Genomic DNA, 13,817 nt, shown 5'->3' with positions numbered 1-13,817 from the left:
ATCGTAACCACGCCGCCTTCAGCCACCGTGTAATTTGGTTGGGTGAACTGGAAGATACTTGGAGATGTCGGAGTTGGGGTCGGAGTGGGCGTCGGCGTTGGGGTCGGCGTCGGCGTTGGCGTTGGCGTCACATCAATGCCTTGATATTGAATACTCCGCACTAGGTAGTCGGAACTATCGCTTTTGAAGGAGCTAGCGGCGTAGGCAGCGGTGGGGTTCGTGTAGGCTTTGGCGGAGAACCGCAGTTCGTCAAAAGTAACGCCGGTGAGAGAGTCTCCTACTATCTGGAATGTGAAGTTGCCATCGGTACGATCGCCAGTGAAAGTCACTCCATCTGAACCCGCAGTGATGGGTTTTGGAGGGACTGGAGCACTGAGGCGAGTAATCGTAAAATTGCTTGCCGATACCGGCGTCCCATCCTTAAACAGTTGCAGCAAACCAACTTCATCGCCTTGATCGTTCACTGTAGTAGAACTTGATTTGGGAAGTAATCCACTCAGACCGATCGTGGCGCTAGTAATGTCTTTGTTATCTGCCCATTTCACCTTCAGCACCTGAGATTTATTGGTGTTGGGGTCATAGTTGATTTCCGCCCGCACTTTATTGACATCCGTGAACCAACCATCATAAGAGGATGGGACACCAACACCAGCCACAGCGCCGTAACTCAACCAGCTTTTAGGGTTTTCGTTCGTTGCTAAGGTGAGGTTGGCGATGGATTCAGGGGTAGTGTAGTTCGTTTCCACGCCATCAAAAGCTATCCCAGACAGTTGGATGCCTTGATTCTGGGCGGCAGTAGGCCATTGTGTAATTAGGTCACTGATGCTGCTGTAATTAGTGGTTGTACCCAAAGAACCATTGAATGAAGTGGCCATAGCTTCTCCTTTGATGATGAGTAATGAAGGATTAGAATTGACTGAAAACCAGAGGTTGGGCTTTCTTGTAGCGATTTGTCATATCATGTCCGGTCGATCGACCGCGATTTTTGTAGGGGAGGGTTCGCCAACAATACCTGCCAACAACTGACAATCTCAAAAACCCGCCCCGACCGAGATATTATGGTTAATCGATCGCACATGATATCTACAAGAAAACTTTCCTCATACGTGCAGGTAAATCAAGTAAAAATGCTTGCCCAATAAGCATCTGAAGGTATGATTGCACCCGATAGAATGTTGAGTGTAAATACTTACACCTATTTAGATAGAGATACTTAACTTTCATCATCAATAAGTTTTATCCGGAAAAATTGCGATCTTTGTTTCAGCCCTATAAAAAGCGGGTTTTCCACATCTGTAGAGGAGAGCTTAAATCCCAGATTCCCTTCCCCCAAGCACCAGCTTTCACTGCTTCAGCGAGCAAAAGTTAATCAAGAGAGACTTTGATGAGTAAAAATACTCAAAATTTTATATGTATACGCATAACCCTGTTGGGACTTTCTGAAAATTAGGGTTCGGGCGTAAGTTAAATCGTTCCCAGTTGCATGGGAATCATAAAATCGAGTCAACAGTTAACACTCAACTATTGAGCTTTTCGAGCCTTCCTTCTACAGTCAACTGTCAACTGTCACGGACGGTTTAACCCGAAGTGATATTAAATCTGATTTTATTAAAAATGCGTTAGCGAAGCTGGCCGCAGGCATCGCTAAAAAACCAAGTTTATTGGTGCTCCGTCATGTGACTGACGATCGCCATCAAGATGTCAAATGAGTTCTATACTACTGTCAGAGTGACAAAACAGAGTTAATCTGACTAAAGCACGAATTATGCACTTACCCTCTGATTTTTCAGCGGCAACTCTACAATAAACTCAGTTCCTTCGCCAACCTGACTGACGCAACGGATCTTGCCACCGTGAGCTTGGACAATTACCTGATAGCACACGGAAAGTCCCAAACCAGTGCCTTTACCCACAGGTTTAGTAGTAAAAAATGGGTCAAAAATCTTGTCTTGAATTTCTGCAGGAATTCCACTTCCCGTGTCGCGGACAGAGATTGTTACCCAGTCCGGCTCGCTTTGCCAACTGCGGATAGTTAATTCCCCCGGTTTGCTCGTTGACTGAAGCGCGTCTAAGGCATTGTCAATCAAATTATAAAATACTTGGTTAATTTGACTCGCATGACATTGGACGGGGGGCAAGCTGCCGTATTGCTTGTCTATTTTGATATGAGTTTTTCGCTTATTTTGCAGCATTAAGAAACTGCTTTCTAAACCTTCATTCAAATCTACTGGTTTTAATTCAGCGTGGTCTAAACGAGAAAAATTTCGCAGCGTCATCACGATCGAGCGAATCCTCCCGCTGCCTTCTCGCATTGAATTGAGCAGTTTACCAAAGTCTTCTCGAATGTAATCGAGTTCTAGTTCTTCATTGATTCTGACAATTGCCTCTGTCGCTTCCGGGTAGGCATTTCTGACCTGTTCTAGAGCTTCGTTCAAGGCTTTAAAATATTCTTGAGCGTGAAACAAGTTAGCGTGGATGAAATTGTTGGCGTTGTTAATTTCATGAGCAATTCCCGCTACCATTTGCCCCAAACCTGACATTTTTTCGCTTTGAATCAATTGCTGCTGTGCCGATCGCAATTCTTCTAACGCAGCTTGCAACTGCTGGGTTTGAGCTTGAGATTTTACCGCAGCATCTTGGACTTGGCTGTAAAGTTCTGCTTGCTGAATGGCGATCGCCATTTGGTTGGCTATCTGAGAGAGCAACTCCATTTCTTGCCACTGCCAATTGCGGGTATCTCGGCACTCGTGAGCAATCAGCAAACCCCACAGCCTACCGGGAAATTTAGGATTATAGTTTCCGGCTGTGTCGGAGGTATTTTCTTCAGTTCTTGCTGTAACAATTGGCACTATCAGATTAGCTTTTACCTGCAAACTATCTAAGAAATCTACATGACAAGGCTCTAAACCAGCATTAAAAATATCATTAATTGCTTTGACTCGCCCTTGCTGGTAAAGATCGGCGTAATCTCCCCGGAAACACTTATCAGCCCCCATATCTCCTAAAATTGAAGGCCAAGGAACTGTCATATTTTCAACAACAACTTTTCCTTGCCAGTTGTCTTGAAACTGATAGATAATTACTCGATCGCACTGCAACATTTGGCGGACTTCCCTCACCGCTGTTTCCAGGATAGTTCCCAGATCCAGGGTACTGCGAATTTGATTGCCGATCAGCCGTAGCAGCGATTCTCGTTCGGCTTGACGCCTGGTTTTGCTATATAGTTTGGCTTGATTAATCGCGATCGCCAATTGCGATCCTACCCCTTCTAAAAGCTGCCTTTCCCAATCAGTCCATTCCCGTTCGCGATCGCACTGATGCAAGCCAATTATGCCATTCACTTCACCTTGATAGCGAGTAGCTACTGCCAGCATTGACTTAATCTCCAAAGCTTCGACAATTTTTCGGGTTTGTGGGTTCAATCCCGGAAAATCGAGAAAGTTCGTCAGTGCTAGGGACTCTTGCTGAGACACGACGGCAGCCAAATGCGGGTTGTCACTCATCGGTACTTTCATTCCCAGTTGAATCGGATAGTCCCCCGCGTTGTACTCTCCGCGCGTGACTAAAGTTTTTTCTGTATTTGATTCTTTGACCAAAATGCTCACGCGACTTGCCTGTAGCGCTTGTCCCAGCAATCTGCAGGCTGATGTCAAAATTTCTTCTATGTCAAGTGTACTGCGAATTTCGTTATTAATTTGGTTCAGCAAGTTTGATAACTGAACTTGCTGCTGCATCTGTACAATTATGGCTTTTTGTTGGTCTACTTCCGGCAGCGAAAGACTTTCTTGCTGCATCCAGTTTTCAGATTCAGGCAACCGCGAAGTTACTCTGTGCCAGGGGTTTTCGTGTTCTTGTATTTGTAAAGACATATTTACTCAGCAGTTGTACAGTATTTTGATTGAGTCTGGTTTTATAAACCTGTGCTTACCCCGCCAACAGCCCCATCGCAGCTACCAGGACTTTTGGAATATCTTAAGACATTATAAAGGATGCCGCCTGAGCAAAGCAATTATTTGCTTTACAAATATTTATATTTAGCAACTCTGCCCTCTGCCGCCGACAATACTATTTGGCGCATGGCATGGAAGTTGGTCAGATGTCAAATAGAGTTAACCGCCCGCTTAAGCGAATAAAATTAATCTAAACTCTATCTTTAGTTCAATGTTTGCGCCGGCTAGCTCAACATGGAAAACTCAATTCCCGACAATTTTCGTTCGCCAGCAAGCACCGACAACATTACTTCTGGATTGACAGGTAAAGCCCAGATTAAAATAGCTTTGGCGATCGGCAACTCCCGACTGCACTGGGGATTATTTGCGGGCAAAACTCTGAAGAAAACATGGGATACAGAGCATCTCAATGCTGATACTGTTTCCTCGCTCTCGGAGCAGGAAAAGGCAGAATATTTGGTGCAAACAGTAATGAGGTCGATCGAGGAAATATCTGCTCAAAATCTCCTTTGTCTTCCTGCTACTCCCGCTTTTTCTAATCCTCACACACTTTCTTTCGTGCCACTGCCTCTAATTTTGGCTTCAGTAGTTCCCCAGCAAACAGCAATTTGGCAGAGTTATCCAGATGTCCGAATTATTACTTTAGACCAGTTGCCGATCGGGGGACTCTATCCTACCCTGGGAATTGACAGAGCTTTGGCTGTAGTGGGCGCTGGCAACCAATTGGGTTGGCCAATTTTACTTATAGATGCTGGTACAGCTTTAACATTTACTGGGGCTGATGTCAATAGGTATTTAGTTGGGGGCGCAATCTTACCAGGTTTGGGTTTGCAGTTATCGTCGTTAGGTAAAAAAACTGCTGGATTACCTTTAATCACTTTACCACAAAATTTGCCATACCGCTGGGCGACAGACACTGCTGGGGCAATTCAAAGCGGAGTTGTGTATGCGACGGTGGCAGGAGTTAGGGATTTTATTGAAGATTGGCGGGGTTGGTTTCCTGATAGCAAAATTGCGGTCACGGGGGGCGATCGCACTATGCTTTTAAAATACCTCACCGCAGCCTTTCCTGATACAGCCTCCGGCTTAATTGACGCACCAGAGGCTATTTTTTGGGGAATTAGCCTGTTAAATGTTGACTGTTGACTGTTGACTGTTGACTGTTGTCATTTTATCAATGACCAATGACCAATGACCAATGACCAATGACCAATTCACCTAGCAAACTCGCGAATATAGTTAGCAACAACATCCGGGACTTCCTGGGGCAAATTGCTTTCCCCCGGACTGACTAATTGTAGTTCGGCATTAGGAGCCAGAGCAGCATAGGATTGACACAGAGAAGAAGCTGCGGGAGTCTCTTCAGAACCGTGCAACAGCAAAACAGGCGCTTTCAGCAAAGGCAAATTCTCATCAACTAATTCCGCTGTAATTTCAGCCCGCCGCCGCCCGAACAGCAACTGCACAGCAACAGGGGACTCCATCAACTGCTGTCTGAAGTTGAGCAATCCGTCAATCTTTTTTTGGCTACCCAGCAACTTAGCAATTGGATAGATCGATCGCAGCCACCACAAAGCCAGCGGTGGTTGACCGATCAGCCAGCTAGCTGTCTGCCACCGCCCCCGCCGGTTGCCAACCTTGACGCCTTCTGGGGCCAACAACACCAAACCCTGAACTCGATCGGGATATTTGATAGCGTAGCTGGTGGCCACCCAGCCACCCAGAGAGTGAGCGATTAAATAAACCTCTCGCAGCTTCAAAGTATCGAGGTATTGGGCGAGACACTCTACTTCCAAGTCGATCGAATAATGAAGATTCGGGCGTTCCGAGTCGCCAAACCCCAGCAAATCCGGTGCGAAGCAGTGGTAGTAGGGGCTCAAATGTTCGATCGTCCTCAGCCACTGACTGCTGTCGTGCCAAGAACCGTGCAAAAATACTAAATTCGGGCCTTGACCGACTTCGTGCCAAAAGATTTGCCCTACAGAGAGTTTTACCCTAGAATTGCGTAGCGGTGAGTACATCCGGTTAAATATTTAGTAATAAAAAGATGATTAATTTAATGTTCAGAGATTGTGAATAAAAGTAGGAAAACAGTGAAAATTAATTCCACATTCATAACAGACAATTTTTGACCGCGAGGTAATTTCCGACTTTTCTCAAATTTGGATGCCCTGCCGATTTACGCCAAAGTTGTTCGGCCTTGAAAATAGTCCTGTAAGTGTTGGTCGTTATCGTGGCTGAGCTGGCCCTCCGGCAGCGATGCGGGTAAAAAAGCCTCAACCTCGCTGACTTCAAGCGTATCCTGAACTTGCATCTTGCCCTGCACCTCTGCCGCCACCACGATACAAATCGAGTGCAGGCGAGGGTCTCTATCGGCAGCCGAATAAACGCCCACCAAGCGATGGATTTTGACTAACTCGAGTCCTGTTTCCTCCGCTAATTCCCGGCGCACAGTTGTGGGAATATCCTCTCCCCAATCCACCATACCTCCCGGCAGTCCCCAGCGACCGTTGTCGCGGCGGCGAATTAACACAATTCGCCCGTCAGGCAATACAGGAATCACCGCAGTACCAGTGACGGGATGTCGAAAAATCAGTCCCAGCACAGTTTGTACAATTTGCCACAATCGACGCATAAACTCAAAAGCTTGTTTAGGAGATAGTAATTTCAGGGCTCCTAGCTCGCAGCTCCGGAGTCTTAATTTTTAATTTTTCATTCAGGCCAGAGGTCTGGCAAATCTGCTAATATCTCCGCTGCGTGAGATTCTGGTTTGACTTTGCGGTAAACCTTTTCAATCCTACCATCACGGTCGATCGCGAAGGTCGATCGAGTAATTCCCATAAATTCTTTTCCCATAAACTTTTTGAGTCCGTAACAGCCGTAGGCGGTAGCAACTTCAGCGTTTAAGTCGCACAGCAAGGGAAAAGGTAGTTGATATTTAGCTGCAAACTTGGCGTGGGCCCCGGCCCCGTCTGTACTGACGCCGAGAACTGCTATATTGCGCGACTGGTAGTCTAAGTAAATGTCGCGAAAGCCGCAAGCTTCTTTGGTACAGCCAGGGGTATTGTCCCTAGGGTAAAAATACAGTACAACTCGCCGCCCTCGAAAATCTGCAAGGCTGACGATATTGCCTTGCGCGTCGGGCAGGCTGAAGACAGGAGCTACGTCACCGGGATTTATAGTCATTGGTCGTATTTGTCAAGAGTTTATAGAAATCTTCTGCAAGATTGACAACATTGCGTCCCGATCAAACCCAGATTCCCAGCGACTTGAATCCCCGTGTTCTTTTTTCTGGGTCTTGTACCGGGTGTGCTATGATCGTCATCGGTCTAAAATTGAGTATAACTAGCCAACGTAAAAACTTAACTGCATTAGTTGAGTGCGTAGTCTCACCTAACGGTGTTGCGGTTTAGCTAGGCAGACAGGAATCCCCACACTATACCGATCAAAGGTTAGTGTGGGATAAAAGGCGCGTCAAACTCCTGATTCCACCCGTTCATAATCTCAAAAGCATAGCTTTGAGCCGTGGAGAGGTGGACAACGAGACGAACCAATTCCTTTTTATAATATCAGTGGGGCTGGACGTGTTCCTCACTTTAAAACGCCGTAGAGGGAAACGATGGGAGTACCTTGAAGGAAGTTCTCGATCTCCTTAACAGGACTCAGAAGCCTAAACCATATCGCTTGCGATTGTTGTGGCAGCGTCACGAAAGCTAAATTTGAAGAAAACCTAGCTACAGAAAGAGAACCGATCGAGTACGGTAGGACATACCGGAATTTACGCTTGGGGAGAAGACACCTATATTTTGGCTGGAGAAATCCTGTCACAAGCAAGTGAATTCGCTGAACCAAGAATCTCAGTCACCAAGAGTGCACAGAGTGTCAAACTTAAGAATCCCCGTGCGTGAAAGCCCGGGGACTGTCAATGTTTATTAGTGAGGTCAGAATGGCTAAGCGCCGCAATCTCAAGAAAGAGAAGGCACAACGAAATCAAGCATACGCTCGCAAGTTTCGCAAGCGGAGAAATCAAGATATGTTCTCCAACAAGAGAAGGCGATTTGACGGCGGTAACGGCGGTGGCATGGGCGCCATGAGCGGTGGCGGCAGAGACAAAGACATGGCTGCTGCTGAAGATTAATTGATTCAGGCTATCTGCCGAACTTAGAACCAGAGTGGAAAACACGATAGTTCTAAGGAGAGATAGCCAGCCGGAATTTGTCCAATAATTCAACGATGTTTAGGCCAGATGTTTAGGCGAGTCGATCGCGCGCAGCGATAAGTGATTTTCTCACTTGTTCAAACCCGGTACCCCCGTAACTATTGCGAGCCGCCACCACTTGCTGAGGCGCGATCGCGCTGTAAATGTCTGTCTCAAAGGCTGGGTGCAAGTCTTTCCACTCCTCAAGTGTCAAATCTTTGAGGAGTTTGCCCCCCGAAAGGCAAGTTTTGACGACTTTGCCGACAAGGTTGTAAGCTTCCCGGAAGGGAACGCCTTTGGCGGCCAAGTAGTCTGCTACGTCTGTAGCATTAGAAAAGTCTTCCGTAACAGCAGCAGCGAGGCGATCGCCATTAAACTCGATGCCTTCCCGCAACAAAATGGTCATTGCTTCCAAGCAACCCTGTACCGTTCTTACGGTATCAAACAAAGCCTCTTTATCTTCTTGTAAATCTTTGTTGTAGGCCAAAGGAAGTCCCTTCACTACTACCAACAAGGCTTGCAAGTTACCGAACACCCGCCCCGCTTTGCCCCGCACCAACTCCGGCACGTCGGGATTTTTTTTCTGGGGCATGATGCTAGAACCCGTAGCGCAGCTATCTTTGAGCGTAATAAATCCAAATTCGTGAGAAGACCACAAAATCATTTCTTCTGACAAGCGGCTCAGGTGTACCAGAATCAAGCTGGCTGCAGCGAGAAATTCGATCGCAAAATCTCGATCGCTCACTCCATCTAAGCTATTAGCATAAACCTTGTCAAATTGCAATATTTCTGCCGTATAATGTCGGTCGATCGGGAAAGTCGTCCCCGCCAGCGCACCACAACCCAAAGGCGAAACATTCACCCGCTTGGAGATATCGCCGAGGCGTTCCCAATCGCGATCGGTCATTTCAAAATAAGCTAACAGGTAATGAGCCAGACTGATCGGCTGAGCGCGCTGCAAATGAGTGTAACCGGGAATTAAAGTTTCCACGTTACGATCGGCAAGATCGAGCAAAACCCCTTGAAATTCCCGCAATTGATCTCGAATTTCGGCGATGCGATCGCGCAAATACAACCGAGTATCAGTACCTGCTTGATCGTTGCGCGATCGGGCTGTGTGCAACTTTTTCCCAGCATCCCCCACAATCTCCGTCAGCCGCTTCTCTACAGCGAAGTGAACGTCTTCTGCATCAACTCCCGGAACAAAAAGTCCTTGGCGGTATTCGCGGCGGATCTGTTCCAAACCATTGACTAACTGTTCGCCTTCTGCTGCGGAAATAATCCCCGTTTTTGCCAGCATTTTAGCGTGAGCGACAGAACCAGTCAAGTCATACTCAATCAATTCAATATCGAAGCCAATACTAGCATTGAATCGGGCGATCGCCGGGTGCAGCGCCGATTCAAATCTTTGACTCCAAGTTTTTTGTTGTGTTGTCATTGCTGAAGCTAAAACTAGATTATATCTCTGTTGCAGAAGTCTATAAAAACCGATTTTTAGCAAAGACTAAAGTCCTTCCTGCGGTTTGTAGTCAGGACTTTAGTCCTCCATTCCCAACTCGGCAATAAAAAACTTAACTCCTGACTACCCACTTTTTATACATCTTTTGACCCGAAAAAACTGAAGTCTGGACTACAAAATTGTGAAAGTTTTGCTGCATCAGAAAGAAGTGAAGTTTTGTTGGCTAAAAACATTTTAAATCCGTTCCAGATAACTTCTTGGACAATAACTCTAACGAAAAATCCCTTTCAAGAACCAGCCAACAAAAATACCTATAAAAAAAGCTCCTATTTGACCAGTCGAAACAAAATTGTTCCAAGCTTTCTGGAAATTCGTAAAAATTTCGTAACTTTGACCCAAAAACACCGTCGAACTCAAATGAGATTTCAAAACTACCACGTGAGCGACATCGTTCCAAGTAATCGAACTGGTTAATCCAGCAGTAATTTCCGGGATTAAATTAACTATCATGGTGATTTTCTCCTGCTAAAGGTGTTACCCTCAGAACAACCAGTGTCATGTCATCTTCGTTACGATTGCCGATGCCGATAAACTGGTGAACGCGATCGAACAAATAATCCAAAATTTCTTCAGACTGCTGGTAATTTTGACAGGCCCACTGAAAAGCCGAGGTCAAGTTATCCTCATCAAAGCGATCGCCCCTTTGATTAGAAGCATCAGTAAATCCGTCTGTGTAATAAATAATAGTATCTCCGGGCTGCAATTGCACGCTTGCTTCTTGGTAATGCGAATCAGCATCCAGCCCAATTAACATCCCCTCCAAAGTATCAAGCTGAAGAATCGAATTAGTTGCAGCTTGCCACAGCAAAGGCGGGTGGTGAGCAGCATTGCTGTAAGACAAAACGCGAGTTTTCGGGTCATACTCCGAATAAAACAGAGTCACAAAACGGTGGGAATTTTCCAAATCCGCGTGCATAACCCGGTTTAAATGTTGCAAAATTCTCGACGGCGAGTGGCGGTTCAAAACCTCCGCCCGGAGCATACCCCGTGTCATCGTCATCAACAGGCCAGCCGGTACTCCTTTGCCCATCACGTCGCCGATCACAATGCTCCAGCGGCCCTTGTCGATTTTGGACTTGAGATTTTTAATTAGGGATGGGGGGTGTTCTCCCTCATTCTCCTTGCCGATCGGGTCATAGTCAGCCGGAATAAAATCATAATAATCTCCGCCGACTCTGCTAGCAGTTTGGCAGCGGGCGGCCACGTCAAGGCCGGGAATTTTCGGACAACTGCGGGGTTGCAGTCGCAATTGAATTTCCGCCCCGATTTCTAACTCTCTGTCTAAGCGGTCTTTTTCCGCCAACTTAACAGTAAGTTCGTCTTTGCAAATAGCCACAGCAGTTTGATCCGCCACCAACCGAACTAATTTCTGTCTGCTGGGAGTCCAGATATATTGCGGATCACTGCTAAAAACATAAAGCCGCCCGCGTTCCAAATTGTTGACCAAAATTGGCGCCCCAAACAAATGAACATCCGGGCCCAAATAACGACCAACTTGCAGGTCGAGACTAGAAGTTTGCCCAGAGGTTTCCGAAAACGTTCCAGCAGTAGCGCCCGCACCTGCTGTAGCTTGCCTGGTGGCTATTTCCAGCGCTTTTCGCATATCTTGGCACTGCCGTCCTTCCTGACAATGCAACTGCTGGAACCTGACTTGACCGTTGGGTTTGAACAGCACTAAAGCTCCCCCGTCCGCGTCCGTAACGCGAGTCGCCACCAAAGGAACCAACTCCAAAAATTGGTTGAGATTGTTAAAACTTCGCAGGGCAAATCCCAGCGAACCCAACATATCTTGAACGTTGTGCTGATATCGGTGCAAACGCGCCACCAGTTCTTTGAGGGCAAATACTGGCGTCGCGTCGGTGGAATTGCGACCCGAAGGGCGGTCAGCAGGTTGAGGTGAGGGGCGAGGCAAAGGCACAGCAGTCATTCGATTTTAGATTTTAGATTTTAGATTTTGGATTGATTCGACGGATAAATTCGGGGGACGCAAGGATTTTAGATTTTAGATTTTGGATTGATTCGACGGATAAATCACGTGGCGGGTACCACATGAAGAAATTCACAGGTCATTTTAGATTTGTGATTTTCGATCTTAGAAAGAGGATATTTGATTGAGGAGTTACACGCCAGTGAACCCAAACCCGGTTTTTTTTCTGTTTAGTAGAGGAGTGCGATGCTAGTTTGAGGTTAAGGATTGGAGATTTTGAAGCTCTCTACCCGTCCCGATTTTTGGAGGCGGATAGAGATACTTCATCCATCTAAAATCTAAAATCTAAAATCTAAAATCGAGTAGGGCTTCCACAAATTCGTAACTAGAAAACGGGCGCAAGTCTTCGATGCTTTCCCCAACTCCAATAAAGCGGATGGGCAGACCAAGCTGCTGCACTACTGCTAGGGCAACACCACCTTTAGCAGAACCGTCGAGTTTTGTCAATACTACTCCACTTAATTTGGCCGATTCTGCGAACACTTCTGCCTGTCGCAAACCATTTTGACCCAGTGTGGCATCCAAGACCAGTAGAGATTCTACGGTAGCGCCGGGGGCTTTCTTATCTACAATGCGACGGATTTTACTTAATTCGTCCATCAGATTTTTTTTGTTTTGCAGGCGGCCTGCGGTGTCTACGATCAGCAGTTCTGTGCCGCGGGCGGTGGCGGCGGCGATCGCATCAAACACGACAGCAGCCGGATCGGTATTTTTCCCTGGGTTGGCAATAATTTCGACGCCGCTGCGGGAACCCCAAACTTTCACCTGTTCGACGGCGGCGGCCCGGAAAGTGTCGGCGGCGGCAATTAGGGTTTTGTAGCCGGATTTTTGGGCAATGTGGGCAAGTTTGCCGATAGTCGTAGTTTTGCCCGCACCGTTGACTCCTACGATTAACCAGATGTTAAAAGTCTCTTTTTCCGGGGCAAATGTCAGGCTGTAGGCGGGATTACCGGCGGCGGTTTCGGCACAGGGAGCGTCCAGAATGTCGCGCAGGATGGTTTTCAGGTAGGCTAGAGCCTGTTCAGGCGGCAGCACTTCTTGTTTGAGTCTTTCTTGGAGGCGACTGATAATGATGTCGGTGGCTGCGACTCCGACATCGGCTTGTAGCAGCAAAGTCTCAATTTCGGCTACTGCGTCTTGATTGAGCGGGCCTTGACCGACGATCGCCTTGAGTCGATTAATTAAGCTGCGACGAGTTCTTTCTAAGCCTTTCCGCAGTTTTTGCAGCCAAGTGATTTCTTCAACGGATACTTGGTCTGGGCGGCGGCCTTGACTGGCTAAGATTTCTGAAGACCACAGGAAGCCTTCGTCAAAGGCGAAACCGGGAATTTCTTCGATAATTGCCGCTCTCTCGGCGGCGGCTGCAATTACCTCTGGTTCTTCAAGGGCGGTTTCTTTGAGGCGTTCGATGCGCTCCATGCGATCGGCCTGAGCTCTGGCCCAAAACGGCAGGGCTTCCGCTACTTCGCCGTCGGATGCGAGTGATTCGGTTTCTACAACCTCAGTTGCAGGTTCGGCAATTTCTATATTTTCTGCTGTAACTTCTAATTGTTGAGCTATAGGTGCAATGTCGATCGCCCCGGCTGTTGGTTGCAGAGTTTCTGGAATTTCTGCGGGTTCTGTTGCATCGATTTCTATCGCCTCGGTTGCTTCAACTGTTGCTGGTGCTGCAACTTCTGGAACTTCTGCAACAGTTGGTGCTGTGGGTGCTGGTTCAAGTTCGATCGGCTCCGTTGCTTCAATAGTCGCGGGTTCTGCAACTTCTGCCACTGTCGCGATTTCTGCTTCGGCTGCTGGAACTTCAGCCGCTGCTGTCTCGGAAACTTCTGTTTCGGGTTTTTGCTGTTTTTGAATATTTTTGTAAGCAGCTTTCGCCCAATTGAGATAATCTTCGGCTACAGCAGGAGAGCCTTGCTCCGTTGCATCTGTTTGAGGCTCAACCGGTGCGGATTTTGCCGACTCATCTTGCGGCTGTTCGGGGGTTGCTTCTGTTTCAGAAGATTTATTTTCGCTGTACTGGCGACGAAACCAATTAAAAACCATAAAAGTAAATGGGGAATAGAGAAGAGTTATTAGTCCAGTCCTGGACGCCTTAAGGCCAGAGAAACCGGGTTTTTTATCTTACTGTGGACTATAACGAAGGATTTTCGTAAAAAACCCGGT

The 13,817-nt window shown here is 47.1% G+C and carries 12 protein-coding genes; 3 read left to right on the top strand and 9 right to left on the bottom strand.

The genetic code is table 11. The features are described from left to right. Together QUB39_RS17180 and QUB39_RS17175 are read right to left on the bottom strand one after the other, a co-directional pair. Positions 1-875: hypothetical protein (locus QUB39_RS17180; protein WP_445299470.1), on the bottom strand; the 875-nt coding region annotated here is incomplete at its 3' end. Between the two features lie 888 nt (positions 876-1,763). After that, positions 1,764-3,869, bottom strand: coding sequence for a GAF domain-containing protein (locus QUB39_RS17175; RefSeq protein WP_333207642.1), 2,106 nt, complete (start codon positions 3,867-3,869; stop codon positions 1,764-1,766). A 120-nt stretch (positions 3,870-3,989) separates the two neighbouring features. Between QUB39_RS17175 and QUB39_RS17170 the strand changes: the two genes are divergently transcribed. Further along, positions 3,990-4,133, top strand: coding sequence for a hypothetical protein (locus QUB39_RS17170; protein ID WP_333207643.1), 144 nt, complete (start codon positions 3,990-3,992; stop codon positions 4,131-4,133). A 51-nt stretch (positions 4,134-4,184) separates the two neighbouring features. Beyond that, positions 4,185-5,096 carry a pantothenate kinase gene (locus QUB39_RS17165; protein ID WP_333058359.1) on the top strand — a complete coding sequence of 304 codons (912 nt, stop codon included), beginning with the start codon at positions 4,185-4,187 and terminating at the stop codon, positions 5,094-5,096. Positions 5,097-5,164: 68 nt separating this feature from the next. On the opposite strand, the gene QUB39_RS17160 is transcribed toward QUB39_RS17165, so the two are convergent. The 3 genes from QUB39_RS17160 to bcp all read right to left on the bottom strand — a co-directional run bounded on the left by QUB39_RS17160 (position 5,165) and on the right by bcp (position 7,136). Then, positions 5,165-5,971 (bottom strand): alpha/beta hydrolase, encoded by an 807-nt coding sequence (locus QUB39_RS17160; protein ID WP_333207644.1) that lies wholly within the window; start codon positions 5,969-5,971, stop codon positions 5,165-5,167. A gap of 158 nt (positions 5,972-6,129) precedes the next feature. Further along, entirely contained in the window at positions 6,130-6,585 is a 456-nt protein-coding gene (locus QUB39_RS17155; protein ID WP_333058363.1) for an NUDIX hydrolase, read from the bottom strand. 77 nt (positions 6,586-6,662) lie between these two features. Then, positions 6,663-7,136: a thioredoxin-dependent thiol peroxidase gene (gene bcp, locus QUB39_RS17150; RefSeq protein WP_333058366.1), complete on the bottom strand. Its 474-nt coding sequence runs from the start codon at positions 7,134-7,136 to the stop codon at positions 6,663-6,665. 760 nt (positions 7,137-7,896) lie between these two features. Here bcp and QUB39_RS17145 point away from each other — a divergent pair. After that, positions 7,897-8,088 (top strand): hypothetical protein, encoded by a 192-nt coding sequence (locus QUB39_RS17145; RefSeq protein ID WP_190738786.1) that lies wholly within the window; start codon positions 7,897-7,899, stop codon positions 8,086-8,088. A 112-nt stretch (positions 8,089-8,200) separates the two neighbouring features. On the opposite strand, the gene argH is transcribed toward QUB39_RS17145, so the two are convergent. The 4 genes from argH to ftsY form a co-directional block, all read right to left on the bottom strand. Next, complete coding sequence (argH, locus tag QUB39_RS17140; RefSeq protein WP_333207645.1) at positions 8,201-9,586, bottom strand: argininosuccinate lyase; 1,386 nt, start codon at positions 9,584-9,586, stop codon at positions 8,201-8,203. 291 nt (positions 9,587-9,877) lie between these two features. Beyond that, a complete protein-coding gene (locus tag QUB39_RS17135; RefSeq protein ID WP_333058370.1) occupies positions 9,878-10,117 on the bottom strand; it encodes a hypothetical protein in 240 nt (79 codons plus the stop codon). After that, positions 10,107-11,594, bottom strand: coding sequence for a PP2C family protein-serine/threonine phosphatase (locus QUB39_RS17130; protein WP_333058372.1), 1,488 nt, complete (start codon positions 11,592-11,594; stop codon positions 10,107-10,109). The genes QUB39_RS17135 and QUB39_RS17130 overlap by 11 nt, the downstream gene beginning before the upstream one ends. 345 nt (positions 11,595-11,939) lie before the next feature. Next, positions 11,940-13,697 carry a signal recognition particle-docking protein FtsY gene (gene ftsY / locus QUB39_RS17125; protein ID WP_333207646.1) on the bottom strand — a complete coding sequence of 586 codons (1,758 nt, stop codon included), beginning with the start codon at positions 13,695-13,697 and terminating at the stop codon, positions 11,940-11,942. Positions 13,698-13,817: the final 120 nt, after the last annotated feature.

This window comes from Microcoleus sp. AT8-B5, assembly GCF_036705565.1.
Taxonomy (GTDB): Bacteria; Cyanobacteriota; Cyanobacteriia; order Cyanobacteriales; family Microcoleaceae; genus Microcoleus.
The sequence above is the reverse complement of the archived record's forward strand: the minus strand, read 5'-3'. Positions and strand labels throughout refer to the sequence as shown.

Bases quoted from the DNA above. Each gene is read 5' to 3' on its own strand.
- QUB39_RS17175 (WP_333207642.1), bottom strand. From the start codon at position 3,869: ATGTCTTTACAAATACAAGAACACGAAAACCCCTGGCACAGAGTAACT.
- QUB39_RS17170 (WP_333207643.1), top strand. From the start codon at position 3,990: ATGCCGCCTGAGCAAAGCAATTATTTGCTTTACAAATATTTATATTTA.
- QUB39_RS17165 (WP_333058359.1), top strand. From the start codon at position 4,185: ATGGAAAACTCAATTCCCGACAATTTTCGTTCGCCAGCAAGCACCGAC.
- QUB39_RS17160 (WP_333207644.1), bottom strand. From the start codon at position 5,971: ATGTACTCACCGCTACGCAATTCTAGGGTAAAACTCTCTGTAGGGCAA.
- QUB39_RS17155 (WP_333058363.1), bottom strand. From the start codon at position 6,585: ATGCGTCGATTGTGGCAAATTGTACAAACTGTGCTGGGACTGATTTTT.
- bcp (WP_333058366.1), bottom strand. From the start codon at position 7,136: ATGACTATAAATCCCGGTGACGTAGCTCCTGTCTTCAGCCTGCCCGAC.
- QUB39_RS17145 (WP_190738786.1), top strand. From the start codon at position 7,897: ATGGCTAAGCGCCGCAATCTCAAGAAAGAGAAGGCACAACGAAATCAA.
- argH (WP_333207645.1), bottom strand. From the start codon at position 9,586: ATGACAACACAACAAAAAACTTGGAGTCAAAGATTTGAATCGGCGCTG.
- QUB39_RS17135 (WP_333058370.1), bottom strand. From the start codon at position 10,117: ATGATAGTTAATTTAATCCCGGAAATTACTGCTGGATTAACCAGTTCG.
- QUB39_RS17130 (WP_333058372.1), bottom strand. From the start codon at position 11,594: ATGACTGCTGTGCCTTTGCCTCGCCCCTCACCTCAACCTGCTGACCGC.
- ftsY (WP_333207646.1), bottom strand. From the start codon at position 13,697: ATGGTTTTTAATTGGTTTCGTCGCCAGTACAGCGAAAATAAATCTTCT.